The sequence below is a fragment of the Butyrivibrio sp. AE2032 genome, assembly GCF_000702965.1.
In genome coordinates this window covers 682,131-708,267 of sequence record NZ_JNLF01000005.1, presented here as the reverse complement: position 1 = coordinate 708,267, position 26,137 = coordinate 682,131, and the positions used below count along the sequence as shown (strand labels likewise).

Genomic DNA, 26,137 nt, shown 5'->3' with positions numbered 1-26,137 from the left:
ATATGGATGTTCGTTTCGACGCTGCGGTGGCTCAGACATTAATAGATTCAATGTGCACCTATTGTTCTAGCATTCAAAAGGATGCTAAAGATGTGCTTAAACTACTTGATTATGGAAAAGAATGGAATGATCCCCAGTTTCAGCCGTTCAGTGAAGGTGTTCGTCAGATATGCAGTGATCTAGATAAAACGTTGAAACTGGAAAGTGATTATATAAGCATTTATCAAGAAAGAGTTAATGAATTGAGGAGTTAATATGGGAACATCCTACGATATGTGCATAGATTATGAGACTCTATGTGAATTAGAAAGCAAATTAATCAATATAAGTAACAACTTGGGAGTTTCAGCAGACAGTATGTTGTTCGCGTTGAGAAATTGTGATGGATTTTTATCTGGTAATCAATTTGAAAAGGCCAGTCAGACTACAATAACGTGTTCTGAAGTGTCAAAGAAAACGATAGAAAACATTTCAGAAGTGCTTAAGTATATTACAAAACTAAAAGAGTGCTTAGAAACATATTCCGGATGCAGGTATAGTGAATGAAATCTATTGATATTTCACAAATTGAAAAGGTGTCTTTGGAATACCGTAATATGAGTGCAGATCTGCTTCAGAATCATAAGGGTATGTGGGATGATGCTGTGCACGATTCATTTGTGGAATATAATAAGAGTATTAAATCATCAAGTGAAGTTATATCGAAGATATACGATTCTACCAATGATGTTGCGAATGCATCATTTAATAACCAGGAATTAATTTCGAAAGCTGATAGCGTGTTAAGAGAGGTGAAAGCATTATGAATACTTTTGCCAGGATTACAATGGATTCGCTTAAGACTTATTTTGTAACTGTCCAACGAGTTGCTGATTATTCTTCGGTGGCTATAGCAGCTATGTCTGATTTTGATAATCTAGTTAATTCCATTGGCGACGAAATCAAGAATTTGGAAGAAAAAAAGGGACAGCTTGTTAAAGCTGAATCAATAATCGAGAATAAGATAACTGAATATGAAACTAAGATAGAAGAAACAAAATCGTATATTTGTAAAAATGAAAAAGATTTGGATAATACTAAATCAAAACTAGAAACTATAAGTGAAACTTTTACTATATATCTTAATGGGGATTTGCATGAAATTCCCAATCCGGATTATTCAGCGTTGAAAATTAAAATGGCAAAGCTTGAACGGCTTCTTGCTAAGGCGTATCTTGATCTCGATTCCTGGGAAAGTCGTCTTGTCAGATGTCACGCAGTTGAAAGAGAATTAGCTGCTGTTCTTTCTTCTATTACGAATAGAATCTCGAAACTTAACAACTTTAAATCGCGCGTGGAAAATAACAAAAAGGAATACAATAGTGCCGTTGTTTCTGTTAGAAAAAATACGTCGCACGCAATTTCAAAACTGTCTATGGCTGAACGCTCTCTGAATGAGTATGTCGGCATTCATTTGAAGGTTAATCCTGCTTTTGAAGCAGTTAAAAGAGAAGGGGGCTCTGGAAATCTAAACGATTTAGCATACCTTAGTTCTAAATTCAAGAATGCTCCTTCAAGAGATATTCAACATGAAAAAAAAGATTTGGATGATGACGGTAAGATTTTTAGAAATGATAATGGACTTATTCCTAACAGTTCTTTTAGGAAAAATGGTTACATTTTTACAACAGATCATTTAGGTAGACCCATTAGCGCATCAGGCAAGTTAAGATTGGCCAAAGAAACCCCAAAAAGGGATTGGGATTCTACATTAAACGAGATAGGTCAAGGTGATGAAAAAGATGGAGATGACAGAGGTCATATAATTGGGCATCGATTTTATGGCCCGGACAGTATACTTAATGCTTTCCCTCAAGATGTGAATATTAATAGAGGTGAGTATAATGCTTTCGAGAACTTTTTGGCTTCTGAATTGGAATCCGGGAAGGAAGTATTTGTATCTTTTTCGCCCATATATAAAGGTGATTCCAGGAGACCTACAGGTGTGGCAATATCATATACTATAGATGGAGTTAGAAAAATGCGGTATTTTAATAACGAAAGCAAGGATGGTAAGTAGAATGATTGAGATCAACTACCAAGGATTATATGACACCATAGCTGATACATTGCCCGATGATTGGGAGAGAATCATTTTGCACTGTTTAAGTTGGAGCGAAAGTTGCGAAATAAAATATTATGTTAAAAGTCATGATGGAATCATTAAGGATTGTTATGAGTTAGGCATACCAGATGATGTAATGTTGAATAAGATTGTGAATTTGATTTCTTTGATTAACAATAATGAGATTCAATGGAAAGCATTGACACTTATTATTGATTCAGATGGTTCTTTTGATGCTAAAGCAGACTATACAAGCAATATTGATGACACAAGCAATTATCTGAAAACATGGGGTGAGCAGTATTTGAAGTAAGGGCAGGGAATAATAATGACTTCCGATTATTCGAATTACATAAATAAAGCAACAAGTAGGTTGGTTGAACTGCTTTCATCAGATGAAATAAGACGAGCTGAAAAAGATAAGTACATCACGTCTTTAACTGATAGTTTTGTAAATAATGCCTTTTCTCCTGAATTGATTGAACCTTATGATGTTCTGTTCGCTAAGGAATCCATAATTTATATTGATGGATTGCTAAGTGAATACAGCAAAATCCAACCATTAGATTTAAATCAATTAAATGATGCTGTGATGTTGTGTGATAGGCAGAAAAAGAATATTGCTTTTTTGAATGCTGAGAAGATAGCATTACCGCACATTAATATTTCAAACATTGATCAGTTCTTGGACTCAATTAAGCTTAGCTTTGACAATAACTGTTTCCTGAACAAGACACTTCAACTTGACAGAATGATTACCGAATCCTGTCTTAAAATGTCTTCTTATAATGAGGAAGAATGTAATTACATTTTCTCCTTGCTTGATGAACTGGATAAAAATATCAGTGAATGTAAGATGAGAAGAATCGATTTCTCAAAGGTGAAAAACGTTGATACGGGAAGAATCAGGAATATTATTAATAATTCTCGAACCAAGAAGGTTAATAATGAGTATTGGGATAAGACTTGTTCTATAGATAAAAAAATAAGTCAAATTTTAGACGGTGCTGGTAGAACAGACGAAGCCATGTTAAATCAGGCCTTGACTTTGGTTGATGAGATTGAACCTAGAATTTTAGAGTGCAGAACGCGTGGTATTAACGTTGATACACTCAAGAACAAAGATACTAGTAAAGTCAGGAATGTAATTGCCGCTTATAGACAAGAGTTATCAGAAAAAAGTGTCTTGTTACGAGAAATAGTTGAATTGGATCACAAGTTAGTGAATGTATGCAATATGTGGCTAACTGATTCGAGTCAAATTGCTACTATTGTTGCATTGTGTGATAAGTGTGACTCGTTAATAAATGACTTTAAGAAACGCGGATGGAATGTGCCGGTGCTGAGGTGTATTAGTCCCAACTATACGAAAAGCAAGTACTTATGTTATGAGGAAATGCTAAAGATAGATAAGATTTTAAGTGAGTCGGTTAAAGATTCAACTAAAGAGAGACATAAACTGTTCTTGGATAATGTAGAAAAACAGAAAGGTAACATATTATTGTGCTCTCAATATAATTGGGCTATTCCGAACTTGATGATAAAGGATTTAGATGGAGCAGTAAATGAACATAATAGATTTATCGTCAAGAAACGTCTTTTTTTCACTGTGGCGATAATATCTGCGATTATTTTTTCGATTTGTGTAGTTATAGTATGTTCAGCTGCAATTGCGCGTTATCGTTATATGAAGACTCATACAAGAATGCCTGCCAGTTTGGAAGAATCGAGGGGTAACTATTACCTTGATGTTGTTGAAGAATTGACAGATGCTGGGTTTAGGAATGTATATACGAAACCAGTTCCTTCAGGAATACAAAAAGGTGGCGTAGTAACAGATATTTCGGTGGATGGAAGCAATTCATTCAAATACAATGAAGATTATTCAGTGGATTCTGAAATAGTAGTCTACTATTTTAGTGTAGACAGAGTTGATTTGACTCCATTGCTTCAGGATTGGCATTTGCTGTCAGCGGATGATTTGTATGAAAAACTTTACGAGATGGGATTTGATGTTGTCCTTTACGAAAAAAGCAATTCAACTATTAGCAATAATAACAAGGTTATATCAATTAACATAAATGAGATTGATTACGATTCGGGTGAATGCTTTGTTCCTAGAGGTGCCACAATAGTCTTAAATTATTATGGTAAGGCGTATCAACTGAATTATGGAGCAGAGTTTTTAATTGGAAAAAAATACCAAGAAGTAAAGTTGGCTTTTGAAAAACTTGGATTTGATAATATTGAATTTAAGAGAAACGACGATGCATTGGGTTTGATTTTTGAAGAAGGGTCAGTTGAAAGTGTTACAATCAACGGCAAATCTGATTTTAAAAAAGGAGATGTGTTTTGTCATGATGCTAAGATAGTTATTACAGTTCACACCAAAAAGGATAATGAATATCCGGACATAGATTAACGATTCAATTATTATCTTGTGGAGTGATTTATGAAGCGATTTGAGATTACATATAATCCATATTCTAATAGGATACACTTTAGAGTAGCTATTCCTATAGATGAAGAGCATGTTTCTGAATGGTGTGAACTTCAAGCTGAGTCTTGTTTCATGGAATATCAGAATTCTGAGATTGTTTTTGAAAATGATATAAGTAGAATTCTCGTGTTAATTAACAAGTATATTAATACTACGGAATTCTTGGAAATCGTGTTTAGAGGTACTGCGGAAGACTTTGAGACACTTCAAAATACAGTATTTGCTTGTAGAGAATCCAATGCGAAAAGAATTACATGTACTCACGCAGAGGTATATTTATCTTCTGCTATAGCATTGGAAAGGTTAAAGAAGGCTTTTTCAAAGGTTGAAAATGACTTTAAATATTATTTTGTTAACTATCCTTATGATAATGGGATTATGGATTTATATATCAGGTATAAGGATGTTGTTAAACCAGAAATCCCGGTATGTCTTATTGGGCTAAGAGATGTTGGAAAAACTAATTTGTTAAATGCTTTTATAGGTGTGGAGGTTATTCCAAATCAATCAAATGGTATAAGTGTTGTAGTTAGAAATGACAAGGAATACAGGATCATATTCAATTATAAAAAAGAGCTTTACGTGATAACAATCGAAGGAAATAAGTATTCTGTAAAGATTCCTACAAAACCTAATGATAAAATGATATCAGCATTGTTTTTGGAATGTGATAGCTGTGCTGACGAAAAAGAAATCATGCATACTGTTTTACAAAGAATTTTTAATGGGTTTTCTGAAACGGTTATTTCTGAAGAATTTGAAGGCTGCGTTTCTGTATTTATCCCGTTTCGTGAGTCTTTGCTTAACACAACTAATTACTCATTTTCCTTTATTGACACTACAGTACGTTTTCTTGATGAGAAAGAAGATTTCAAAATTGTCTATGATGATGTTGTTTTACGCCAAACAAATGCATTACCAGTTATTTTAGTTACTCGAGATGTTCTCTTTTTTGATGAACTGTTTGATTTGAAAAGATTAATTGACGAATTGGGAGCAGGTTTTGCTAGACCATATAGTATCATAATTCTTTCTGAATCTGACGAGTTATTTCCATCAGAAATCAAAAATGATATTCCGGACAATGTGCGTGAGAGAATAGATAATCCTACAATTTTGTATGTTTCACCAGACTATGCGCTCGGAGCTATAAAAGATGATAGCACGGAAGAAAATGCGGATGTAAATGAATTTATTAAGACTAATCCATCACAGGATAATATTATTCCGCGAGTTCAAGTTGATTATCAATCAGATAAATCTGGTGCTAGTAAATTGTTATGTGCAAGTGGAATACCTTCGTTTGAGTTTGAATTAAACCATTATGCTACTCAATTTGCAAATTACAAGAAGTGTGCTAACGGACAATTGTATTTGATTGATTCGATTAACAAACTGGTTAAGGAACTTAAGAATTACAGCATGCAATTTGATAAGGAATTGAAACAAATACGACTCGATAGAGAAAAAGAACAAAATGCAATTCGTTCTGATATGCTTGTAAGTATTAGTAAAAAACAGAAACCGGATTTCGACTCTGCCTTTGAAACTGTTAGATTGCAGTTTAAACCTGCTTTAGACGAATATTGTGCAGGTATTCCTTGTGCTGTTCGAGAATGTTGGGACAGCGTAGGACACCGACCAAACAATGTCGACAACTTAGCAAAGGAAATGAGAAAGCATTGTCAGGAGAATCTGTACGATAGTAATATCGATAGAATAAAAGCCGCTCTACAATCTGAATTATTGGAAATGACATCTGGCTATATTAAAAATGTGGAATCGTACGTAAATAGCAAGCAGAATGTTTTATCTAATGATGGTAAAGCAGCTTTGCAATCTATTTTTGATAAAAAGCCTCATCTTATTGATGTTAATATTCAGCCGTGTATTGAAGTAAAACTCAAGAATATTATATACAAATATAGGTCAGATGAATCGAAAATTAACTATTATATAAAAGGTTTTGAGGAACAATTAAGACCTAATGGAGACCATTGGGGGCTTTTTTATCAACAGTGTATATTTGACCCGATGAGAGCATATTCAAATCAATTAGATAATTGGATTGAGCAGCAATTGATAGCTGTTAGAAAAATATTGGGTTCTGATCACATAATAGTCAGTAAATTTGATACAAGAATAAAAGAACTTGAAAATATAATCACTGAGTTATTTCAAAGACAATATAATTTGACGAATGTTAAAAAAACACTTGAAGATTTACTTCCCCAAAATGAGTTTACTGCTATGATGGAGGAATAATATATGCCAAAGAAAGAACCCACAAATACAGACGTTGAACAGAATGAAATAATAAAGTCTTGTTCTGAAAAGGTTTTTCGGAATTATCTTCCGCGCATTTCTGAAGATTATAAGCCGGCTAAGGCTCCCAAAGGGGCGCGCACAACAGAACAAGTTGCTTGTTTTGAGGTCAAACAGTTTGTCGAATGCGAGGATGAACAGTTGATAGACTGCCTTGAAACGGTATATCACGTTTTAGCTGGATCCGGAAATACAGTGTCTTTGATTGTTAGAAGGCGTGTGAATAATTGCATTGTTGGCCTAGCTGTTGGTAATGCAGAAGGTTATTCTGAAATTACTATTAAGAATGCCGAAAAGCTTAGAGACTCTCTTCAGGGCAATTTCCCAGGTACGATTTGTGGAGATATTGTTTCTGGTATAGATAATAATCTTTTCAGTCACATAAGAAACAAGCGTTCAAAAAATTCAATTGCTATAGTATCTAACGTTGCTACCAATGCAACAGAAGATTATTCTACTCAAGGATTAGAAAAACTATTAGATGGAATTCGTCCCAGAACTAAGGATGAGGAGTATACCTTAATTATCATGGGCGAAGCTTTAAAAACCTCAGACATCGATGAAGAAAAGAAAAAACTCTATAGGCATTATGACGAAATTAGCCCATATGCATCTCGCCAAGATAGTCATGGTAAAACTGGAAATGCAAGTATTGCCGGATTCGCAGGTGCTTCGCGTTCTGATACAACTTCAAAAACGTATGAAAATTTTGAAGTTAAACATACTATTGATCAGATTGAACAACAAATGGAAAGATTGGAAGAGGCTGTATCTTTTGGTTTATGGAGATTTGCCACATATGTAATCAGTTCGGATTATTCTATAACTGATAAAGTAGCTAGTATGTTTTTGTCTCTAACACAGGGCAAGGCATCATTTGTTGAAAGATCAGCGATCAATAAATGGTTAGGATATAATAAGGAAGTAAATGAAATATTTGGATTCTTGTTACAACTCCGTCATCCTCTTTTTGAAAATGATGCTTTGGAAAAGGTTTCGGCTACTACTATAATCTCTGGAATCGAATTAGCGCGTTCACTTAGTTTTCCCCAAAAATCAGTTTCAGGTTTTCCAGTGTATCAATGTGCAAGATTTGGTCGCAACTGTATTTATTCAGATAGTAATGAAATGATTCGGCTTGGAAATATCTATCATATGAGATGTGTAGAGGAAGCAAGTGTAGATCTAGTCCGTGATTCACTAACCTCGCATGTTTTTGTTACAGGTTCAACTGGATCTGGAAAAAGCAACACTGTGTTTAAACTTTTGAATCAAGTTAATGTCCCATTTTTGGTGGTAGAACCTGCCAAAGGTGAATATAAGGATGTTTTTGGTGGTTGTTCAGATGTCAGAGTACTTGGAACTAATCCAAGAATATCAGAATTGCTTCGCACTAATCCTTTTGAGTTTCCAAAAGAAATAGCGGTTTCCGAACACATTGACAGACTAGTTGAACTTTTTAATGTGTGTTGGCCGATGTATGCGGCTATGCCAGCTATACTGAAGGATGCGATGATTAACGCGTATAAGGCTGCAGGATGGGATATAGAGTGTTCTGAGAATTCTATTTCTGACGATCTTTTTCCTACCTTTACCGATCTTTTGGAGCAAATTAGATTGGTAGTGACCATAAGTGAATACTCGTCTGATAGCAAGGGTGATTATACGGGTGCGCTTGTTACAAGAGTAAAAACACTTACAAACGGACTAAACGGATTAGTATTCACTGCTGATTCGATTCCAGATGCAGAGCTGTTTGATAAGAAGGTGATTATAGATCTGAGCAGAGTTGGCTCTGTTGAGACTCGCTCATTAATTATGGGTATTCTTGTAATGAAATTGCAAGAATACAGAATGTCAAACAGCAAGCCGTCTAATAATGCACTAACGCATATTACTATATTGGAAGAGGCTCACAATCTGTTGAAGCGAACTTCAACGGTGCAGTCTAGTGAGAGTGCAAACATTACAGGCAAATCTGTAGAAATGATAACAAGCGCCATAGCAGAGATGAGATCATATGGTGAAGCGTTTGTTATTGTTGACCAGGCTCCTGGATTATTGGATATGGCTGTAATTCGTAATACCAATACAAAGATAATCCATCGTCTTCCAGATCAAATGGATCGAGAGTTGGTTGGCAGAGCGGCAGGTTTGAATGATCAGCAGATTGATGAATTGGCAAAGTTGGAATGCGGTGTAGCTGCAATTTATCAGAATGATTGGATTGAGCCAGTTCTTGGCAAAGTGTTCGAATTCAAGATGGCTCAAAAGAAAGCATTAGAGTATTCCAATCTCAAAATCACTGATGCGTCCAAGGAGGCCAAAGAACATATTAAAAGAGTAATATTGGCATCAGGAGAATTTGTTCGTATAGATTCAAGTCTTGTTATGAAATCCAATTTATCTGCGCGCCTCAAGGTCTTGATGCTTGAACTTAAGAGCGGAAAGAGAAACCCTGCTGCCTACTTGATTAAAATATTCAAAGCCCTTTATCCCAATATTAGTTTGGTTGTATATAAGGATTCTGAAGGTAAATATATCAATAGCATGATGGAAAATATTGCCAAAGAATGTGGAGAATTGACCGCAGGACAATTAAAGAATGCGTTGTATTACTATCTTGGTATTCTGGGTGGCTCAGGAAAACTGGATCCTCAGGATTATTCTGAGATAAGAGAGGAGTTGAAGAGTTATGTTCCAAGTGATTGCTGAAGTAGCTGAAAAGGTTATTGCGGCTGTTGAAGAAATAAACATTACTGAAGGCATTATTCAGGATGTTCATGAACTTATGGCCCAAGGTACCGAGGTTGAATCTTCCGTAAGCAACTTGCCCTCTGAGATCAATGCTATCATAGAAGAAGGACATCAATTTGAGGCGAATTCGTCTTTTCTTAGAGATGGACATGTATATCAAACTGATGATGCTGGACGGATTTATCGTTACGACAATGAACTGATCCCTAATAGCGAGTATGAGATAAACGGATATAAATATAAAACCGATGAATTAGGAAGAGTGACTTCTGCTGAGGGAGAAGCACATCTGAAAACACATCAAAGCAGACTTGAAATAAAGGATTCCAAAGAAACGGTCAGTCATGGTGATGCAAAGGAAACTGACGATAGAGGTCACATTATTGGTGACCAATTAGACGGATCCAACGGAATGGAAAACATAGTCGCGCAGGATGCAGGAATTAATCAGGGTGCATATAAGAACCTTGAGGCTCATCTTGCTGACGCAATCAAAGAAGGTCATAAAGTTGATATTAAGGTCGAACCGATATATGGAGACAAATTATCATATAGACCAACTGAAATAAAATATACATATACAATAGATGGTGAAAAGAATATAACGCTTTTCCCGAATGGGAGGTAATTATGGGAGAAATTGATTTCCAGAGATTATATGAATTATTAGACAGCATTCTTCCTGATGCATGGAATAAGGTTGTATTTCGTGCTGAATATCTCGAGGGTAGCTATTCAATGAAGTATTATGTCAAAGATCAGACGGGCAAATATATCGATTGCTATAACCTTCAAGAGATTACAGAAGACGATATTGTAAAGGCATATATTGAGATTGATAAGATTTTATATCCTGAGCGTCAGAAATTGGCGGCGGATAAACGTTGGAGTGTTTTTACATTTTCAATCGATTCAGATGGAAGCTTTAAATCAGAGTTCTTATATAATGATATTGATGAAGATTATTGCAAATTTGTAGAAAATTGGAAGAGTAGATATTTAGTTTAATGTCATAGAAAAACAATTGTTTTTCTTGGGGCTGTTAAGAAATAGCAACTGTTTTTATTTTGTAGTTATACTAGTTGCAACCTTTATATTGCAACTTAATGCTAAGCATTGCTAATTTTCATAATTATCACCATAGAAAACACGGCAATGATGAATAAAACTACAAATGCGGCAAGAATATATAGGACTTTGAACAGATATCTTAGCGCTCTGTTTTTGTGAGTAATGAAGGGTAGCGTATCAAATAGACCTGACCATGAGTTGCATATATCGAGTGCGACCAAGATGAGGACAATTGTCAAGATCAAGCACATATTATTTGTCAATGGATCATCGCTGCCATGATATCCGATTAAAAGCGAGATTACATAAAGATAAAAGAATGTTGCTATAATCATTTTCCACCATTTGCGAGTTCTGAAACCCGGTGGAGGAAATATCGGTTTAAGTTTAAGCGTTGGACTGAGCCTTTTTGAAAGAACATCGGATAATTCTTGAGCGTTAGTGTAGCGACCATTGGGATCAAAGGTGGTAGCAATGGACGCTATTTTTTGTATTCTTGAATCATTAGGAAATGCTCTTGCCAACATCATTCCTACAGCATAAACATCGCTTCTGGGATCTGATTGCATAAATCCATATTGTTCAGGTGCAGCCATTCCGGCTGTCCCAAGTAACGTGGTGTCTCTTGTGTTTTCAGGTTTGAAAATTTTAGCGGCATCATAGTCAAGGATCTTTACGTCGCCTTTGTCTGTGACCATGATGTTTGCAGGCTTAAGATCTCTATGAATGATTGGGGCAGGAGCGCTGTGCAGGAAGGAAAGCCCTTCAAGCAGATCGAGGAAGTATTTAAGCTTTGTCTTGTAAGGCATAGACTGGTCGTTTATTACAATATCAAAGGTGTTGCCCTGTACATATTCTTCAATGACGATAAGGTTGTTATTACTGTCTTTGAAGAATTCAATTATCTCGGGGATGTGCTTATCCTTATTGGCATAGATATATGCATAAACGTTTTCGTCATAATGTGAGAGCGTTTTCATCATGCGAACATCGCCGGTCACTTGATTCATGACCAGACTGCGTTTATTATCATAGTGATACAACTCTTTGTACTCGCTAAAGTTATGCATATGTTGATTATACTACGAAAGGCATAGACTATGACAGAAAAGACCGGCGATCTAATGGCTAGATTAACATCCACTGATTCCCCCAAAGAATTAGATGGTTATCTTGAAGATATTAAAGATAAGTATCCGACAGATTTGGGGTCATATATTAAGGCTATTCTTGCACAAAGAGGACTGAGCAAAGTTGAAGCCATTAAGAACAGTAAAATGGACCGGGGATATTTCTATCAAATATTAGAAGGTATTAAGAATCCAAGTAGAGACAAAATAATCCAAATTGCCATTGGTTGTGAGATGACGGTGACCGAATGCCAGCGCGCTTTGGAGATTGCGCAGGTGGGTATTTTATATCCCAAAAATCAAAGGGACAGTCTGATTATTTATGGTTTAAATAAAAAAATGAGCGTTTTGGATTTGAACTGTCTGCTGGAAGAATATAAGTTTGACATTCTTGAATGAAGTGGCAACAACACGTATATTATTGTTGCCCTGACGTATGAGACTCGTCAGGGCATTTTTGTGTGCTGACAGCATACCAATAGCATTTTCCCGAATAATAGAATCAGGAACGATGGGTATGGAAGAGGAAGAGACCGATATGGTCTTGGTTAACCCGTTTTGCCTGTTGGCGAGTATTAAGTGTGAATCTTTGAAATAAACATGCTTTCATTTCTCGTTAACAAAAGGTTTTTAGCAAGATAACATATCTTTGAGGTATAATTAAGCTGCGACACAACATAATAAACCTATGACAGTCTCGACGTTCGGTAAAAACGCCGGTCTCTTTCATACCTGTCATAGGATGAGTTGTGTCGCAGCAATCGAGGCTGACGGTTTTCGGTGCGGTAGCTTCGGTTACCGCACTTTTTATTTGGTGTGAATGTATGCTGACGGCAGACCAATCACATAAATGTCGATGCTAGTATACGTTTATACATCAATCTACATTTTTGATGAAAGGAGGCTGTATGACGATTCCTAAAAGGAATAGTCTGTTAGCAGTAAATTTCGTTGTCCCACTTGTAATCGGGTTGTTGATATATCTGACAAAAGCAGAAAGGACATATGTGTCTGATGCACTCTCTTCTTTCCGTTCAGTCTTACCTACTATCAGTTATCCGGAGCTGATCCGAAGTTTTGCCTGTGATTTCTTGTGGACGTATTCATTGTTTTTCTGCCTCAGGCTTTCTTTGGGAGAATCGTTAAAAGGCCAATATAACCTTACGGTTATTACGGTAACAGGTATCGTTGCGATAATTCTTGAAATCTTACAGTTGCTCAAGGGTGTGCCCGGTACTTTCGATCCCTGGGACATAGTTACTGAACTTATAGCGATCGCTGTTGCCTTTTTAATAACAACAATAATAGAACGGAGGTTCAAGTATTATGAAGAAAAAAGTATTAGTTAGATCAATTTGCACTTGTCTGGTCGTTTGTGCATTTGCCGGAATGGCTATGGCTTCCGGTTCAAGCAGTGATACGAAGGAAACAGGTAGTGTAACCATCGGCGACAATGAGACCAAGGAAACAACGGAAGCAACAGAAGCGACTGAATCAACAACAAAAGCAGCTAAAGCAGAGTATGAGATCACACATACAACATTTACGCATTCTACAAATTCACTAGGCTCAGAGATGTATTGCGGTGTTGTAGAGATTAAAAATACGGGTTCTTCTTATATCTACCTTAAAGACTGTACATTTGATTTTGAAGACGATGACGGTCATCTGCTCCAGTCTGAGAAGCTGATCACAAGAGCACCTGATGTTATTGCTCCCGGAGAATGTGGTTATTTCTTTAATCACGGACTTATTGATGATGGTGTGTCTCTTGACAATGGAATCAATCTTGTACCCAATTTTATAGTTGACGTATGTAAGAAGGGCGAAGAAGCACTTATCGATTACGAAGTCACAGACCTTGATATCAGAGACAACGATTACGGTTTAGGTCTTAAGGTAACAGGACGTGTGATCAATGACACAGAAGAAGATACTAATTCGATTAATGTCATGATCATCGCTGTTTTCTTCGACAGTGAAGGTGAGATCCTTGATGTCGGCTTTGCGTATGCAGATGCTATGGCAGCAGGTGCAAAGTCAAGCTTTGAGTTATCTACAACTTTGGGAAACAGAGAAGTAACAACTGATGATGTTGCTGAATACAAAGTTATAGCCAGACATGATTATATGCAGTTCTAAATCACGGGAGAATATGTTATGCCACAGATAAAAAAAGAAGCTAAAGTCATGAATATGAAGCTCGATAAATCTGTGCACGAGAAGTTAGAGCGATTCTGCGGTGAGACCGGTCTGTCCAAGACGGCTGCAACAGAGAAGATACTTGATAAGTATTTGACTGAGTATTTCGAACGGCCTGAAGGCAAGCGAAGTTTGTTCTAGGATTTATCAAGTGGATTAAGGCCTAATGAGCACCCATTCAGTCATTGACTGAGTGGGTGTTTAACTTTTTGCCGATTGTATGCTGGCAGCACACCTAAAGGATTTATACGGGTGATAGTATACAAATATACATAAATCTACATCTTTGATGATAGATGAAGGAATAAGCGATAGACGTTCAGGAGGTCAAGAAAATGGATAAGAAAACTATCGGAAAGATTCAGTTGATCGTAACTATAGCTGTAGTAGCCTACATTGTAATGCCGGACCTTTTTGCCGGGCCGCTGGATGATACGGCAATTGCAGCATTAGCAGCTATTTCTGAGGTTGTGCTGGGTATTGCAAGAGCGCTTGCACCGGATTCAGATCAGCTTGTAATTGAAGCAAATGATGATAGCTATTGAGCCGTCTTCAGTAAAGGAGGTCAACTATGAGACACGTTTTTAAAGCAACGAAGATGGGATGGGCTAAGGAGCAGGAAGGCATCTGGTTTGACGCTGCTCATTACACCAGGGAGGAAGCTGCGGCTGAGTTTAAACCATTCAAAGGTACAACACGGCGTGGATACCCTTACACCGGCTACGAGTATGACGGGCAGAAGTATCACGACTACACATATGTCGGTCTGTTCGATAACGATAAGATGCCTGGCGGCGGTACGATCGCATCCTGAATGTCCGGATCAGCAAAGACATCATTCTAGTTCGAAATCGCAGATTTTGAACTGTTCTGCACCTCCAATATCCCGCTCCCGTGCAGAGCGGGATATTAATTTGTTTTGCCTTCCTTCCCCCTCGTGGTATCATTTATCCTGACGTCAGCGTTGACGCAGAACAGGGGTTAGGATGACGATAGTTAAGAGCAATTTGTGTAAGCAGTGCGGCGGACTTCTGGATATCGATCTGGACCGTCAGGTGTATATCTGTCCGTACTGTGGCGTGACTTTCGATTATGAGTATTTCCGCGAGGAGAACGTTAAGGACATCGCAACGAAGGCACTCATAAGAAATGAGTTCGGTGCGGCAAAGGATGCTTATGAATTCATGCTCAAGAAGAATCCGCATGATTTCGAAGCGTTGAGAGGACTGTTCTTCTGTCATATCAAGTGGAAGACTATACATCCTATTTTGAACCACAGCAATGTGCATTTCAGGGAAGACGATGAGGTCTTAAAGCGCATCATCGAGAGGTGTCTGCCTGAACACAGGGAGTATTTCGAGAAGATAAGGGAAGCTGCAAGGCTCCAGGCGAAATACAAGGTCAACAGGATGGAGGCCAAGAGACTTGAAGATGAGAGGATAACCGAAGCAAAGGTCCTTTCGACAATTAAGGCAGATTACGAGCGCAACGAGAGATCTTTCTCAAATGCGTGGGGTGCTTTCTGTGAGATGCGTGACAACAGGGGAGATCCGCTCATTATCACTATCGGAATCGCGGTGCTGGGAATACTTGGACTCTGCGTTTATATGCTGGGCTGGTGGGTGCTGGCACTCGTGGCTGGCATCATCGCGCTGATCATCGTCATCTATAACGTCAATAAGGTGCTGGTCAGGAAGAGGATTACCCGGGATATGGTTGGACCGAAGGAAAGGCTCGACAAGATTGCCGAAGAATGCAATGCAAAGAGAGATGAGGGCAATGAGATCCTTCAGCAGTACAAAGACCTGACCAAGGATATCCTCGTCAACGATCCGATGCCCCAGAAGGAACTGCCTGATATTTTGCATTAATATTGTCCCATATCGGCTTGAATAGTCATTCAGCTGATGCAATTATCAGCACATAAAAGCGTACGCTTTTTCGTACTATATGGAGGGATAAGATGAGAATAGCTAAACAGATCGAGATACGTAATAACATAAGGGAATACTTTGATACTGCTTACGGTGGAGAAGTAATTATAGTACCGCGCAAGCAGGGTAAGAATGTGGTCATCCTTTCCGAGAAGGAGTACTTGAAATTAAATGGCGACTATCTGCCGGCTTATTATTCCGCATTAAAGCCTTCAGAAAAAAGGATACGTCAATACATGATTCTGAGCAAACGGAGAACCTCAATAAACTTGAGAAAATCAGCAACCTTAAGGAGGACTGGAACGGTAATGGTGCACCGGCGATCCCGTCTAAAGTTATCAGGAAAGTCCGTGCTCTGATTAAGGCTCTGAACATACAACCGGAGATATTTCCAACGGCACTTGAAACGATCCAGCTCGAATTTGATAATGCGAGTCATGATCATATGGAGATAGAAATAAGCGAATCTGATAAGGCAGAGGTGTTTGTCGTGCCTTACGATGACTCCGAATACACTGAGGTGATCAAGTCTACTGCTGCAGCTATCAATAAGAAGGTAGAAGCTTTTATGGATAGAAAATTAAAGGAGTTGCCGGTTAGGACAACTCCTGATAATTCTTAACTTTCTTGCGTTCAGATATACGTTCCCAGATAAGCGAACTCCGTGGGTTCCGCATCGAGTTCGCAGAGGAGTGCGATAACTTCGTCAGAGTAGACGGATGCTTCGAAGTCTAAGTAGAACATGAATTCGAAGTCCTTGCCGGGCATAGGGCGCGATTCGATCTTGGTGAGGTTAAGGCCAAGGGAGGAGAACTTTGCCAATGTGTCTGCAAGGGCGCCCGGTGTGTGGCCCAATGCGAGCATGACGGATGTCTTTGATGCGCCGGGGAAGATCATGAGTTCTTTGGTGATGCAGATGAAACGTGTGTAATTGTTGTCGGTGTTCTGGATGTCGTCCATGATCGCCTGGAGTCCGTAGAGCTGCTGGCAGTCAGCTGATGAAATGGCTGCTACGTCTTTTCTTCCAGAATCAGCAACGCTCTTTGCTGCGACGGCTGTGTTCTCTACGATGTTGACCTTGATGTCCGGATGCTCTTTGAGGAACTTGCTGCACTGGCCGATCGCCTGGTTGTGCGAATAGACCTCGCGGATGTCTTCGAATCTCGCGCCGTGGTTAGCCAGGAGCTTGTGGCTGATCCTGAGCTTGTAGTCTCTTACGATGTGGAAATTGTGTCCGACCATGAGGTCGTAGACCTGTGTGACTGAACCGAATGAACTGTTTTCGATGGGGAGGATGCCGAATTTGCAGAGGCCGGATTCGACTGCCTGGAAGACGCCGTCGAAAGTCCTGAAATACATGATGTTGGCGTGCGCGAAGATCTTGTCGGTCGCGATCTGCGAGTAGGCGCCTTCAATGCCCTGGCAGGCGACCATAGGTGACTTGGGAAGCTCGTTGGGAGTGGTCTCGAGCGCTTTCTTTATCTGGTCCGCGAGCTCAGTCCTGGTGCCGTATTCGGTGTTGCGGTAAGAGTGGCTCAGGTTGAACATCGTGGTGAAGAGCACGCGCTCGTAGTTGTCAATTAGTGAGTTTGAGCTCTCAAGTCCCGCGAGGTAACTGCGCTCGTAGCGTCTGCTCTTCAGTGCGATCTCGGATTTGCTCAGAGTCTCGTTCGCGGTCTTGCTCGCTTCCAAGCGCTCGGCGAAGAGCTCCTTGATCTGTTCGTCGATCTCCTCGATCCTTTTTCCGGCCTGTTTCTGTGTCATGTTTTCGTCCTCCTCGAAAAAATAAGCCCCGCAGTCATGTTCACTGCGGGGCTATTTGAATACGTAAATCAAGTCGATATTTACATGCAGTGAACTAATTACCCCTACGAGTAAAGGCAAAAAAGAAGTCACGCCATGTAAATGCAAAATTAGTCATGTGGCAATTATAACCTATCGAAACGATTTGTAAACAGTTTTATTGAAATCTGTTCGAAATCATTTCCGGGCCCTTAAGTTCCAGCCGCCTTCGCCTTGTAATATTAAAATTATTTATTTTATGCTACAATTACTCCCTATGAAGATCAGAGTTTTTACAGCAATCCTTGTCTGCAAGGTCGTAAGGGGCCTGGCAAAGCTCATGGGCAGAGGTTCGAGCCTGCCCGGTAAGTACGCTCTCAAGATCTGCCCGGATATCCTCGCACATCTGAAGCTTCCCGAGCTCTCGATCGCGGTTACGGGATCCAACGGCAAGACCTCAACGGTCGAGATGATCGCGCATGTCTTAAAGAGCAACGGGCTCAAGGTCGCATACAACAAGGAAGGTTCCAACCAGATAGAGGGCGTCGTCACTTTCCTGATAGGCGCTTCGACGATGGGAGGAAAGGTCAAGAGCGACGTCATCCTCCTGGAGGCGGATGAGCGTTATTCGAGAAGGATATTCAAGTATTTCCGCCCCAAGTATTTTGTTATCAATAACCTATACAGGGATCAGATGACCAGGAACGGCCATCCCGAGTTCATCAAGAGCGTCATCGGCGATGCGATCTACGACGAGATGACCCTGATATTAAATGCCGACGATCCGCTCGTTTCGAGCTTCGGCGAGGGCAGGGAAGGAACTGTCTGGTTCGGCGCAGGCAAACTCCCTACGGATACGAAAACACATGAGGGCATCTACGATGACGGCAGATACTGCCCCATCTGCAAGCAGCCGATGATATATGAGTACTACCACTATAACCATATCGGCAAGTTCAGATGCACGGGCTGCGGTTTTGCAAGACACGACACTGACCACACGCTTACGTCGACACAAGAGGAGGGAGGCAAGGCTTCCATCACGATCGACGGCAAGTACAACATCCCCGTTTTCTTCACGGGTATTTATCATTGCTACAACATACTCGCGGCATTCACCGCTTCTACGGTCGCCGGAATTGCACCCGACAAGGCAGCTGAGGCTTTGGGCGGCTATATCCTCAAGTCTGGACGTATCTCAGACTTTACGCTCGGCAAGACACAGGGAAGACTTCTTCTTTCCAAGCATGAGAACTCCGTATCCTACGACCGTTCGATAGACGTCGTTGTAAAGGATAAGAGAAAAAAGAGCGTGATGTTCATTGTAGATGCCATTTCCAGGAAGTATTACACATCGGATTCCAGCTGGCTCTGGGACATCAATTTCGAGAAACTCAAAGAAGCTGACATCGAAGAAGTGATCCTTGCAGGACAGTACTGCGACGACCTGGCCGTCAGGTTTGACCTGGCAGGGATCGACCAGCCGAAGATAAAGGTTTTCGAGACCGTGCAGGAGGCCGCTGACCACTGCAGGGATAAGGATCCGTTCCTCTACGTGATCACATGCTTCTCCGACAAAGAGAAGATCTTATCGATCGTTACAAGGAGGGAACTCGCATGACCGTGAAGATCCTCTATCTTTATCCCGATTTCATGAACCTCTATGGCGACAACGGCAACGTCAGGATCCTGAAGCGCAGGCTCGAAGACCAGGGCTTTGACGTGGAGATCTTAAGCGCGACAATTACAGATGAGAATATAAGCTTCGAAGATGTCGATTTCGTTTACATGGGTTCGGGATATGAGTCTAACAGGAACCTTGTCCTGGAGCATATGAAGAAGTTCAGGGAAGGCTTCGTGCAGGCAGTTGACGAAGGCGTGCCGATGCTCTTTACGGGCAACAGCTACGATATCCTCGGCAAGGGCATAACGACACCTGATTTCACGTTTACGGAAGGTCTGGGCATCTTCGATTTTACATTCAAGGAACAGCTCAAGAAGCGTTACACGGGCGACGTCGTTCTCGAAGAACCAGAGTCGAAAGAACGCTTTGTCGGATTCGTTAACAGGGCCGGTGAGTCGGAAGTGCAGGAAGACCTGCTGTGCAGTGCCGTTAAGGTAATAGGCGACGTTCCGCTCACCAAAGACGGAGTAAGGAAAAACAACCTTATAGGTCTCAGCCTCATAGGACCGCTGCTCCTCAAAAATCCGTGGATCGCAGATATGTTCGTGAAGATCATATGCGAGCGCAAGGGAACTAAAGTAAAGCAGATATCTTATCCGCACTCTGAAAAGAGCCACGATAAGACTCTCAAGGCACTGCTCGAGGCCGAAGTCTGACAAAAGAATTTATGATATACTGTTAAGTCGGGAGGGATAATATGGCAGATACGATCAAATGCCCGAATTGCGGGTCCAATCTCACACTTAATGCAGATACACAAATGCTAGACTGCCCCAACTGCGGATCGTCCTTCGATCCCAAGGAACTGGGCAGCATAACCGTAGGAGAGCTTGAACAGAAGCCCCAGCAGGTCGAACCTGCGCAGGATCAGAGCCAGCAGGCAGCGGCCCAGGCGGTGGCTCAGGCAGCCGCACAGACACAGGCTGATGCAACACAGCAGGCGGCAGAACAGGCTGCTCCGGCTCAGGAGGCTGCTCCCGAACAGACCGAATTCGTCTGCAACTCGTGCGGCGCAAAGCTCGTAACGGATGCTCACACGGCTGCTACATTCTGCACATTCTGCGGATCTCCGGCGCTCGTCGGAAAGAGACTTACGGAAAGCTTCCAGCCCCAGTACATGATCCCTTTCAAGTACTCGAGAAAGTCGGCAGAGGAAGCCTTCATCAAGTGGGCAGGCAAGGGTAAGTGGACACCGTTCGGATTCGTATCAAAGGCGAACGTAGCCAAGATGACAGGACTCTATGTACCGTTCTGGCTCTTCAATATCAAGGCCTCGATCGACGCAAAGGGTACCGGTGACAAGGTCCACTACAGAGGCGACGACGAGATAATCGAGACGTTTGATTTCGAGCGTAAGGCAAATCTCAGCTGGGATTATGTTCCGCTCGACGGCGAGACGAGGATCGACGACGCGCTTATGGAAGCAATTGAGCCTTTCGATTTCGACGCGCTGATCCCATACGACTACAGATATCTCCCGGGCTTTTATGCCGACAGATATGACCAGTCGCCTCAGGACCTGGCCGCACGTGCTACAAAGCGCGGAATGGACGGTATCGACAAGGCCCTCAAGGGCTCTCTTAAGGGAACCTACGACAGGTTCAACATCAAGCAGAATCTGAGCAGGATCGATTCGATGGAAGCAAACTATGCGCTGCTTCCCGTATGGTTCCTGTCTTATAAATACCGCAACAAGTTCTATTATTTCGCCATGAACGGACAGACGGGCGAGGTTGCCGGTACGATCCCGGTAAGCCCTGTTAAGAAGACGATGTTCTTCTTCATCGTGCTCGGTATTCTGGCCGTAATAACCAGGTTCATCTTGGGCCTTGTAATGAGGGGGTTCTGGGGATGAGTGAGAATCTTGAAATAAATGAAATGAATCAGAACAAGGACAACGGCCCCAAGCTGTCGGTCCTGTCCGAACTTAACGGCGCTTCCATAAGCGTCGGCATCGGCCTTCTCGTTATCATTATCCTGAGCGTCGCGTTCTATATCTTCATGAACCTGTCGCCAGCAAAGACCGTCAAGGTCGTTGATGATGCGGAACTCTTTACGAGCGAGGAGATCGATGACATCAAGGATGCCGCAAAGAAGCTCTCCAAGGATAAGGACATCAGCGTCGTTATCGTAACAACAAACAACAAGGGCAAGAAGTACACCAACTCCGATGAGGACGAGAAGCGCTTCGCGGAAGACTTCTACATGGAAAACGTTAAGACCGTGCCGCTCCAGAACAACTCCGGCGTATGCATCCTGATCGACGTCACTTTGGACTATCAGGGCGGAAGGTTCTTCTGGCTCTACACATACGGAACGGCTCATTTCGCCGTAAGTGACGACGAGTGTTACAGCCTGTTCAGGAAGTACCTCTCAGAGCTCGGCAGCGGCGAATACGGCACGGCTGTCGAAGGCATCACCAAAGACCTCGGCCAGTACTCTTATCAGAGCTACGGCGCGATCGTATTTTTTACGGTAATTATCCCGATCGGACTGTCCCTTATTGTCACGGGCATTGCATCTCCCAAGAGGAGACTCGACAAGCTCCCTGCCATCAGCACATATTCCGTAGCCGGCAGCAATAAAGTCGACAAGAGTGACAAGTTCATTAAGAAGAAAGTCATTCACCACGAGTCTTCGAGCAGCGGTGGCGGCGGATTCTCCGGCGGTGGCGGAGGCGGATTCTCCGGCGGCGGTGGAGGCGGATTCTCCGGCGGTGGCGGCGGACGCTTCTGATGTGATACAATATCGCGGAATTTTTCAGTAAGCGAAGGATAATTATGCTCAGCATCGTCGTGCCTGCCTATAACGAAGGCGAACACATCTACGATAATCTCATGACCATCGATAAGGCGCTCAGTGCGTTTGCGTCGGACTACGAGATCATCGCAGTCAATGACGGAAGCCGTGACAACACGGGCGCTGAGGTAAAGCGCGCGGCTGCTGACAATCCCAACATCAAAGATTTCGGCTACGACAAGAACCGCGGCAAGGGCGGAGCTGTCTCATGGGGAGCCATAAACAGCAAGGGCGACATCGTCGGCTTCATCGACGCCGACTTAGACTTATCGCCCAATCTCATCAGCGGCTACTACAAGGAGATGATAGCAACGGGTTCCGACGTGGTCATCGGCTCCAAGATGCACAAGGATTCCAAGCTCGAATATCCTCCCGCGCGAAAACTCTTCTCTTTCTGTTATTTCGTAATGCTCAAGGTCCTCTTCGGCCTCAAGTGCCACGATACCCAGACAGGCCTTAAGCTCTACAAGGGTTCTTTAATAAGAGAGATCGCGCCTCTTCGCAGGATCGACGGTTATGCTTTCGATATTGAGCTTCTGGCTCTCGCTTCAAGGAAGAAGGCAAAGCTCACCGAGATGCCGGTCGAACTCAACTACACGAGGAACCAGTCCTTCGGCAGGATCAAGTTCAGGGACGTCTGGAAGATGTTCACCGACACCTGGAAGATATGGTGGAACTTAAGGGTCAGGAAGAACTATTTCAAGTGACGGTTTATGCCGTTTCAGGGAGCGCGAAAAAGCGCTCTTTTTTAATGATTTCTTACACTTCTAAACGCGCTTTTGGATATGGATTTTAGTGTAATAAAAACGCAATCATATTGCCTCACTTTTTCGCTCAGATTTACGTAAAAATGTGACGTTTTGTTCGAGCAAATTTCGGATTGTTTTGTTATACTATCAACGGTGCAAAAATCAGCTTTGATAATATCAAAGCACAAGAGGTACAGATTGGCTTTACATTTCGCTAAAAGAATAACTGAGTACAGACTTGCGAAGGATCTTTTCACTCGCGGCAAAGACATCATCTTAAGCCCCGAAGCGCAGGTCATGAAGAACTTTACACAGCATGGTGAGACAACTGTTTTCGAGCATTGCATCGCAGTTGCAAAGTACAGCCTTCTTATCGCATATTCCCTCGAGAGGATCTTCAAGATCGACGTAGACAAGGACAGTCTTGTAAGAGGCGCACTCCTTCACGATTACTTCCTCTACGACTGGCACGTCAAGGGCCAGGCTCACGGCCTTCACGGCTTCACACATCCCCGTGTCGCAAGAGACAATGCTTCAAGGGATTTCACACTTAATGAGATCGAGAAGGACATCATCGGTAAGCACATGTTCCCGCTGACGCCTTTCCTTCCTTCATACCGTGAGAGCGTCATCGTAAGCCTCGCAGACAAGTGGTGCGCAATTGCAGAGACATTCAAGATCGACGTATCTTCCTACATCATCTACCGCGTCAACTTCCGTATCGCTCTTGCTAACGGCGACTACTCGATAGACTACGGCGAGACGCTGGCTGAGGCATAAGGTTTAGGGTATAAGACATGCGGCGCTGAAGCCGCTCATGAAATAGTTAGAGGACCGCTCAGGCGGTCTTTTGTTTTCGTACACATAGCAAGCGGGAGCCCTTTTGTATATACTTATCCCATGCGTATCGAAAACCTTACAACACTCATATATATCACCCGCGGCTCCGACTGCCTGTTCATCAGGAAGACCCGCAAAGGCGACATGAATCTCGACAAGTATCTCGGGATAGGCGGGCATTTCGAGTCGGACGAATCGCCTGAGGAATGCGTTCTCAGAGAGCTTAAAGAGGAGGCGGCCATCGAAGCTTCATCGCTTAATGACTTCCGCTACAGGGGACTCATCACATTTATATCTTCCGAGTACCCGACGGAATACATGCACGTGTTCTCGGCATCGGTTCCTTTGTCGTTCGAACTCCCGGAACAGGCGTGCGATGAGGGCGAACTGTGCTGGGTGCCTTTGTCTGATATAAAGGACCTGCCGATCTGGGAAGGCGACAAGATAATGTTCGACTATCTTTTCGGCGAATCGGCATGCAGCTCGTTCTTTACCATGAAGTTCCGCTATGAAGGCGACAGGCTCGCCGGGCATGAGGAGAAGTGCTGGTAAGTCCGGCCTATTGTCATCCCGCATCCGATATGATATATTTCACACGAAATCTTTAGAAAGGCGCTTCTCATATGCACTGGATAACGATCAACGTCCATCTGATGTTCGGTTCCGTAACAGGGTCCTGTGGGAGAAGTCTGCCTGTTTGCAGGAAATAAACACCTGAATTCCAACTTGTAACCGACGGCTTCTCCTTTGTTCTCAAACAGATCAAAAGGAGATTTTTTTATGTCAGGACTCAATATCAAAAGGCAGCTCGGGCTGCTGTACATATCTAACTTCATGTTCAACATATCGATCGCGGGAGCGGCGTGGGTGCTGCTCCTGGTGTCAGACGGATATTCGCTCGTGCAGGTGGGACTTGCAGAGACAATATTCCATGTCGTAAGCCTCGTAGCGGAGATCCCGTCAGGGATGTTCGCGGACATCTTCGGACGCAAGAAGAGCCTTATCCTAAGCTGCGTCATGTCGATGGCATCGGCTCTCGTGAGGGGCTTTTGTATAGGATTCCCGAGCATTCTCATATCGGTAGGGTTCTCGGCGCTGTCCTATAACTTCATATCCGGAAGCGACAGTGCGCTGGCTTACGATTCGCTTGTGGAGGCGGACAGGGCCGACAAGTACGACAGATACATTTCGACACAGACGGCCATCTACAGGATATCGAACGGCATCGCCACGCTCTTTGCGGGAGTTGCGGTAATAATGGGCAACAGGAATGCGCAGATCTTATCGCTCGGGATATCCGCTGTGAACATGGTGTTCCTGCTCTTCCTGCGCGAAAACAAGGTCATCGAGAAAAAGTCATCCGATTCGCTTGCAAAGCGTTTCAGGGATGTTTACAAGGGCAGCTTCGGTTTCCTTAAAGGGAATAAGAAGGTTGCTGGGCTCATATTCAGGAACGCACTGGTCGGCGGCATAGACGTGCTGCTCCTGTTCTTCCTGCAGGCTAAGCTCCCGATGACGGGCATTCCCGACTGGTCGCTGGGACCCTTGCTCTTCATAATATCAACGGGCGGCATCTTTGGCGCGCTGGCTGCGCGGAAGGTGAAGAAGACAACGCTCGGAAAGCTGTTCGTGTTCTGCATCTCGCTCGCGCTGATAGGGCTCGTCAGTGAGTTTACCGGCGTCTGGTACCTCATGACCATCGGCGGGTTCGTCACGGCGTTTGCAGATGACCTGATACAGATAAGGTCCGACATCGCTTTGAATCAGATGGTCCCCGCAGAGCAGAGGGCGACGCTGATATCGGTGAATTCGTTCTGCTTCTCGGTGCTTATGATAGTGATGTCGCCTCTGGCGGGGTGGGTATTCTCGCTGTAAGGAAAAGCGGCGGATGACCACATTCTTTCACAAGAGCATGTTTGTGTTAATATGCTTCTATAAATCGGCGAAAGCGGGTGGACCCATGAAAGAACGGACTGCCATAGAACGTATAAGCGAGATGGAGGAGATCCTGGACAGGGCTTCAGCGGTCCTTGACGGACTCGAAGAAAAGCTCGAAGAGTTTGAGCAGATCCAGTCCGACATCCGAAGGCTCGAGACGTATTACACGGGTAAGGACTGGAAGAAGGATCTTAAGCTCGACGAGTCGGGAAAGCTTCCCGAAGACCTCAAAAGGGGTGTCTTATCGGAGGACGGGATCTACGATCTGCTCGAAAAGAACAAGGAACTGCTCTTAAGGACGGGCAACGGCGAAGAGGCGTGA

Annotated in this window: 30 protein-coding genes; 28 read left to right on the top strand and 2 right to left on the bottom strand. The window is 42.5% G+C overall.

Annotation, left to right across the window (positions count from 1 at the left end; all coding sequences use genetic code 11):
- The first annotated feature begins 2 nt into the window (after positions 1-2).
- The 10 genes from BO18_RS20860 to BO18_RS20815 are packed head-to-tail and all read left to right on the top strand — an operon-like array spanning position 3 to position 10,694.
- Positions 3-254 (top strand): hypothetical protein, encoded by a 252-nt coding sequence (locus BO18_RS20860; RefSeq protein ID WP_034449384.1) that lies wholly within the window; start codon positions 3-5, stop codon positions 252-254.
- Position 255: 1 nt separating this feature from the next.
- On the top strand, positions 256-546 hold the full coding sequence (locus BO18_RS20855; protein ID WP_034449383.1) for a hypothetical protein: 291 nt from the start codon (positions 256-258) through the stop codon (positions 544-546).
- Positions 543-806 (top strand): hypothetical protein, encoded by a 264-nt coding sequence (locus BO18_RS20850; RefSeq protein ID WP_034449381.1) that lies wholly within the window; start codon positions 543-545, stop codon positions 804-806. Before BO18_RS20855 ends, BO18_RS20850 begins: the two co-directional genes overlap by 4 nt.
- Positions 803-2,059: a DNA/RNA non-specific endonuclease gene (locus BO18_RS34460; RefSeq protein WP_051689017.1), complete on the top strand. Its 1,257-nt coding sequence runs from the start codon at positions 803-805 to the stop codon at positions 2,057-2,059. The genes BO18_RS20850 and BO18_RS34460 overlap by 4 nt, the downstream gene beginning before the upstream one ends.
- A 1-nt stretch (position 2,060) precedes the next feature.
- Complete coding sequence (locus BO18_RS20840) at positions 2,061-2,417, top strand: immunity protein YezG family protein (RefSeq protein ID WP_034449379.1); 357 nt, start codon at positions 2,061-2,063, stop codon at positions 2,415-2,417.
- A gap of 15 nt (positions 2,418-2,432) precedes the next feature.
- A complete protein-coding gene (locus BO18_RS20835) occupies positions 2,433-4,526 on the top strand; it encodes a hypothetical protein (RefSeq protein WP_034449378.1) in 2,094 nt (697 codons plus the stop codon).
- A 30-nt stretch (positions 4,527-4,556) separates the two neighbouring features.
- Positions 4,557-6,869 carry a hypothetical protein gene (locus BO18_RS20830; protein ID WP_034449376.1) on the top strand — a complete coding sequence of 771 codons (2,313 nt, stop codon included), beginning with the start codon at positions 4,557-4,559 and terminating at the stop codon, positions 6,867-6,869.
- Between the two features lie 3 nt (positions 6,870-6,872).
- Positions 6,873-9,644, top strand: coding sequence for an ATP-binding protein (locus BO18_RS20825; RefSeq protein WP_051689016.1), 2,772 nt, complete (start codon positions 6,873-6,875; stop codon positions 9,642-9,644).
- The gene (locus tag BO18_RS20820) at positions 9,625-10,314 is read left to right on the top strand and encodes a DNA/RNA non-specific endonuclease (RefSeq protein ID WP_034449375.1); all 690 of its coding nucleotides are present in this window, start codon (positions 9,625-9,627) and stop codon (positions 10,312-10,314) included. The genes BO18_RS20825 and BO18_RS20820 overlap by 20 nt, the downstream gene beginning before the upstream one ends.
- Positions 10,315-10,316: 2 nt before the next feature.
- Positions 10,317-10,694, top strand: a complete 378-nt coding sequence (locus BO18_RS20815; RefSeq protein WP_034449373.1) for an immunity protein YezG family protein — start codon at positions 10,317-10,319, stop codon at positions 10,692-10,694.
- Positions 10,695-10,795: 101 nt separating this feature from the next.
- On the opposite strand, the gene BO18_RS33255 is transcribed toward BO18_RS20815, so the two are convergent.
- Positions 10,796-11,767, bottom strand: coding sequence for a protein kinase domain-containing protein (locus tag BO18_RS33255; protein ID WP_185752539.1), 972 nt, complete (start codon positions 11,765-11,767; stop codon positions 10,796-10,798).
- A gap of 90 nt (positions 11,768-11,857) precedes the next feature.
- Here BO18_RS33255 and BO18_RS20805 point away from each other — a divergent pair, with 90 nt between their 5' ends.
- The 9 genes from BO18_RS20805 to BO18_RS35015 all read left to right on the top strand — a co-directional run bounded on the left by BO18_RS20805 (position 11,858) and on the right by BO18_RS35015 (position 16,645).
- On the top strand, positions 11,858-12,286 hold the full coding sequence (locus BO18_RS20805) for a helix-turn-helix domain-containing protein (RefSeq protein ID WP_034449371.1): 429 nt from the start codon (positions 11,858-11,860) through the stop codon (positions 12,284-12,286).
- Positions 12,287-12,795: 509 nt separating this feature from the next.
- On the top strand, positions 12,796-13,236 hold the full coding sequence (locus tag BO18_RS20800; RefSeq protein WP_034449369.1) for a hypothetical protein: 441 nt from the start codon (positions 12,796-12,798) through the stop codon (positions 13,234-13,236).
- Positions 13,214-14,029, top strand: coding sequence for a hypothetical protein (locus BO18_RS20795; protein WP_034449367.1), 816 nt, complete (start codon positions 13,214-13,216; stop codon positions 14,027-14,029). The genes BO18_RS20800 and BO18_RS20795 overlap by 23 nt, the downstream gene beginning before the upstream one ends.
- A gap of 18 nt (positions 14,030-14,047) precedes the next feature.
- On the top strand, positions 14,048-14,230 hold the full coding sequence (locus BO18_RS20790; protein WP_034449366.1) for a hypothetical protein: 183 nt from the start codon (positions 14,048-14,050) through the stop codon (positions 14,228-14,230).
- A 194-nt stretch (positions 14,231-14,424) separates the two neighbouring features.
- Complete coding sequence (locus BO18_RS20785) at positions 14,425-14,634, top strand: hypothetical protein (RefSeq protein ID WP_034449364.1); 210 nt, start codon at positions 14,425-14,427, stop codon at positions 14,632-14,634.
- Positions 14,635-14,660: 26 nt separating this feature from the next.
- Positions 14,661-14,903, top strand: a complete 243-nt coding sequence (locus tag BO18_RS20780; protein ID WP_034449362.1) for a hypothetical protein — start codon at positions 14,661-14,663, stop codon at positions 14,901-14,903.
- A gap of 172 nt (positions 14,904-15,075) precedes the next feature.
- Positions 15,076-15,960: a hypothetical protein gene (locus BO18_RS20775; protein WP_034449360.1), complete on the top strand. Its 885-nt coding sequence runs from the start codon at positions 15,076-15,078 to the stop codon at positions 15,958-15,960.
- A 92-nt stretch (positions 15,961-16,052) separates the two neighbouring features.
- Complete coding sequence (locus BO18_RS20770) at positions 16,053-16,382, top strand: hypothetical protein (RefSeq protein ID WP_051689014.1); 330 nt, start codon at positions 16,053-16,055, stop codon at positions 16,380-16,382.
- Positions 16,383-16,468: 86 nt separating this feature from the next.
- Positions 16,469-16,645 (top strand): hypothetical protein, encoded by a 177-nt coding sequence (locus BO18_RS35015; protein ID WP_185752538.1) that lies wholly within the window; start codon positions 16,469-16,471, stop codon positions 16,643-16,645.
- A gap of 11 nt (positions 16,646-16,656) precedes the next feature.
- Here the strand turns inward: BO18_RS35015 and BO18_RS20765 are convergent, their stop codons facing one another.
- Positions 16,657-17,787, bottom strand: coding sequence for a prephenate dehydratase (locus tag BO18_RS20765; RefSeq protein ID WP_034449358.1), 1,131 nt, complete (start codon positions 17,785-17,787; stop codon positions 16,657-16,659).
- Positions 17,788-18,082: 295 nt separating this feature from the next.
- Between BO18_RS20765 and BO18_RS20760 the strand changes: the two genes are divergently transcribed.
- The 9 genes from BO18_RS20760 (at position 18,083) to BO18_RS20720 (ending at position 26,137) form a co-directional block, all read left to right on the top strand.
- Positions 18,083-19,426, top strand: a complete 1,344-nt coding sequence (locus BO18_RS20760) for a MurT ligase domain-containing protein (RefSeq protein WP_185752537.1) — start codon at positions 18,083-18,085, stop codon at positions 19,424-19,426.
- Positions 19,423-20,145: a type 1 glutamine amidotransferase gene (locus tag BO18_RS20755; protein ID WP_034449355.1), complete on the top strand. Its 723-nt coding sequence runs from the start codon at positions 19,423-19,425 to the stop codon at positions 20,143-20,145. Before BO18_RS20760 ends, BO18_RS20755 begins: the two co-directional genes overlap by 4 nt.
- A gap of 41 nt (positions 20,146-20,186) precedes the next feature.
- The gene (locus BO18_RS20750; protein WP_051689013.1) at positions 20,187-21,344 is read left to right on the top strand and encodes a TFIIB-type zinc ribbon-containing protein; all 1,158 of its coding nucleotides are present in this window, start codon (positions 20,187-20,189) and stop codon (positions 21,342-21,344) included.
- Positions 21,341-22,225 carry a TPM domain-containing protein gene (locus BO18_RS20745; RefSeq protein ID WP_034449353.1) on the top strand — a complete coding sequence of 295 codons (885 nt, stop codon included), beginning with the start codon at positions 21,341-21,343 and terminating at the stop codon, positions 22,223-22,225. The genes BO18_RS20750 and BO18_RS20745 overlap by 4 nt, the downstream gene beginning before the upstream one ends.
- A 44-nt stretch (positions 22,226-22,269) precedes the next feature.
- The gene (locus BO18_RS20740) at positions 22,270-22,995 is read left to right on the top strand and encodes a glycosyltransferase family 2 protein (protein WP_051689012.1); all 726 of its coding nucleotides are present in this window, start codon (positions 22,270-22,272) and stop codon (positions 22,993-22,995) included.
- A 240-nt stretch (positions 22,996-23,235) separates the two neighbouring features.
- Positions 23,236-23,817, top strand: coding sequence for an HD domain-containing protein (locus BO18_RS20735; protein ID WP_242856598.1), 582 nt, complete (start codon positions 23,236-23,238; stop codon positions 23,815-23,817).
- 120 nt (positions 23,818-23,937) lie between these two features.
- The gene (locus BO18_RS20730) at positions 23,938-24,429 is read left to right on the top strand and encodes an NUDIX hydrolase (protein WP_034449351.1); all 492 of its coding nucleotides are present in this window, start codon (positions 23,938-23,940) and stop codon (positions 24,427-24,429) included.
- 228 nt (positions 24,430-24,657) lie between these two features.
- Positions 24,658-25,752, top strand: a complete 1,095-nt coding sequence (locus tag BO18_RS20725) for an MFS transporter (RefSeq protein ID WP_034449350.1) — start codon at positions 24,658-24,660, stop codon at positions 25,750-25,752.
- Between the two features lie 85 nt (positions 25,753-25,837).
- A complete protein-coding gene (locus BO18_RS20720) occupies positions 25,838-26,137 on the top strand; it encodes a DUF4298 domain-containing protein (RefSeq protein WP_034451488.1) in 300 nt (99 codons plus the stop codon).

Excerpts from the sequence above, each read along its gene's own strand:
- BO18_RS20770 (WP_051689014.1), top strand. The coding sequence starts at position 16,053 with ATGAGAATAGCTAAACAGATCGAGATACGTAATAACATAAGGGAATAC.
- BO18_RS20720 (WP_034451488.1), top strand. The coding sequence starts at position 25,838 with ATGAAAGAACGGACTGCCATAGAACGTATAAGCGAGATGGAGGAGATC.
- BO18_RS20775 (WP_034449360.1), top strand. The coding sequence starts at position 15,076 with ATGACGATAGTTAAGAGCAATTTGTGTAAGCAGTGCGGCGGACTTCTG.
- BO18_RS20760 (WP_185752537.1), top strand. The coding sequence starts at position 18,083 with ATGAAGATCAGAGTTTTTACAGCAATCCTTGTCTGCAAGGTCGTAAGG.
- BO18_RS20835 (WP_034449378.1), top strand. The coding sequence starts at position 2,433 with ATGACTTCCGATTATTCGAATTACATAAATAAAGCAACAAGTAGGTTG.
- BO18_RS20755 (WP_034449355.1), top strand. The coding sequence starts at position 19,423 with ATGACCGTGAAGATCCTCTATCTTTATCCCGATTTCATGAACCTCTAT.
- BO18_RS20855 (WP_034449383.1), top strand. The coding sequence starts at position 256 with ATGGGAACATCCTACGATATGTGCATAGATTATGAGACTCTATGTGAA.
- BO18_RS20725 (WP_034449350.1), top strand. The coding sequence starts at position 24,658 with ATGTCAGGACTCAATATCAAAAGGCAGCTCGGGCTGCTGTACATATCT.
- BO18_RS20785 (WP_034449364.1), top strand. The coding sequence starts at position 14,425 with ATGGATAAGAAAACTATCGGAAAGATTCAGTTGATCGTAACTATAGCT.
- BO18_RS20850 (WP_034449381.1), top strand. The coding sequence starts at position 543 with ATGAAATCTATTGATATTTCACAAATTGAAAAGGTGTCTTTGGAATAC.
- BO18_RS20805 (WP_034449371.1), top strand. The coding sequence starts at position 11,858 with ATGACAGAAAAGACCGGCGATCTAATGGCTAGATTAACATCCACTGAT.
- BO18_RS20820 (WP_034449375.1), top strand. The coding sequence starts at position 9,625 with ATGTTCCAAGTGATTGCTGAAGTAGCTGAAAAGGTTATTGCGGCTGTT.
- BO18_RS20730 (WP_034449351.1), top strand. The coding sequence starts at position 23,938 with ATGCGTATCGAAAACCTTACAACACTCATATATATCACCCGCGGCTCC.
- BO18_RS20765 (WP_034449358.1), bottom strand. The coding sequence starts at position 17,787 with ATGACACAGAAACAGGCCGGAAAAAGGATCGAGGAGATCGACGAACAG.
- BO18_RS20795 (WP_034449367.1), top strand. The coding sequence starts at position 13,214 with ATGAAGAAAAAAGTATTAGTTAGATCAATTTGCACTTGTCTGGTCGTT.
- BO18_RS20840 (WP_034449379.1), top strand. The coding sequence starts at position 2,061 with ATGATTGAGATCAACTACCAAGGATTATATGACACCATAGCTGATACA.
- BO18_RS34460 (WP_051689017.1), top strand. The coding sequence starts at position 803 with ATGAATACTTTTGCCAGGATTACAATGGATTCGCTTAAGACTTATTTT.
- BO18_RS20815 (WP_034449373.1), top strand. The coding sequence starts at position 10,317 with ATGGGAGAAATTGATTTCCAGAGATTATATGAATTATTAGACAGCATT.
- BO18_RS20750 (WP_051689013.1), top strand. The coding sequence starts at position 20,187 with ATGGCAGATACGATCAAATGCCCGAATTGCGGGTCCAATCTCACACTT.
- BO18_RS20745 (WP_034449353.1), top strand. The coding sequence starts at position 21,341 with ATGAGTGAGAATCTTGAAATAAATGAAATGAATCAGAACAAGGACAAC.
- BO18_RS20800 (WP_034449369.1), top strand. The coding sequence starts at position 12,796 with ATGACGATTCCTAAAAGGAATAGTCTGTTAGCAGTAAATTTCGTTGTC.
- BO18_RS35015 (WP_185752538.1), top strand. The coding sequence starts at position 16,469 with ATGGAGATAGAAATAAGCGAATCTGATAAGGCAGAGGTGTTTGTCGTG.
- BO18_RS20825 (WP_051689016.1), top strand. The coding sequence starts at position 6,873 with ATGCCAAAGAAAGAACCCACAAATACAGACGTTGAACAGAATGAAATA.
- BO18_RS20790 (WP_034449366.1), top strand. The coding sequence starts at position 14,048 with ATGCCACAGATAAAAAAAGAAGCTAAAGTCATGAATATGAAGCTCGAT.
- BO18_RS20740 (WP_051689012.1), top strand. The coding sequence starts at position 22,270 with ATGCTCAGCATCGTCGTGCCTGCCTATAACGAAGGCGAACACATCTAC.
- BO18_RS20780 (WP_034449362.1), top strand. The coding sequence starts at position 14,661 with ATGAGACACGTTTTTAAAGCAACGAAGATGGGATGGGCTAAGGAGCAG.
- BO18_RS20830 (WP_034449376.1), top strand. The coding sequence starts at position 4,557 with ATGAAGCGATTTGAGATTACATATAATCCATATTCTAATAGGATACAC.
- BO18_RS33255 (WP_185752539.1), bottom strand. The coding sequence starts at position 11,767 with ATGAATCAAGTGACCGGCGATGTTCGCATGATGAAAACGCTCTCACAT.
- BO18_RS20860 (WP_034449384.1), top strand. The coding sequence starts at position 3 with ATGGATGTTCGTTTCGACGCTGCGGTGGCTCAGACATTAATAGATTCA.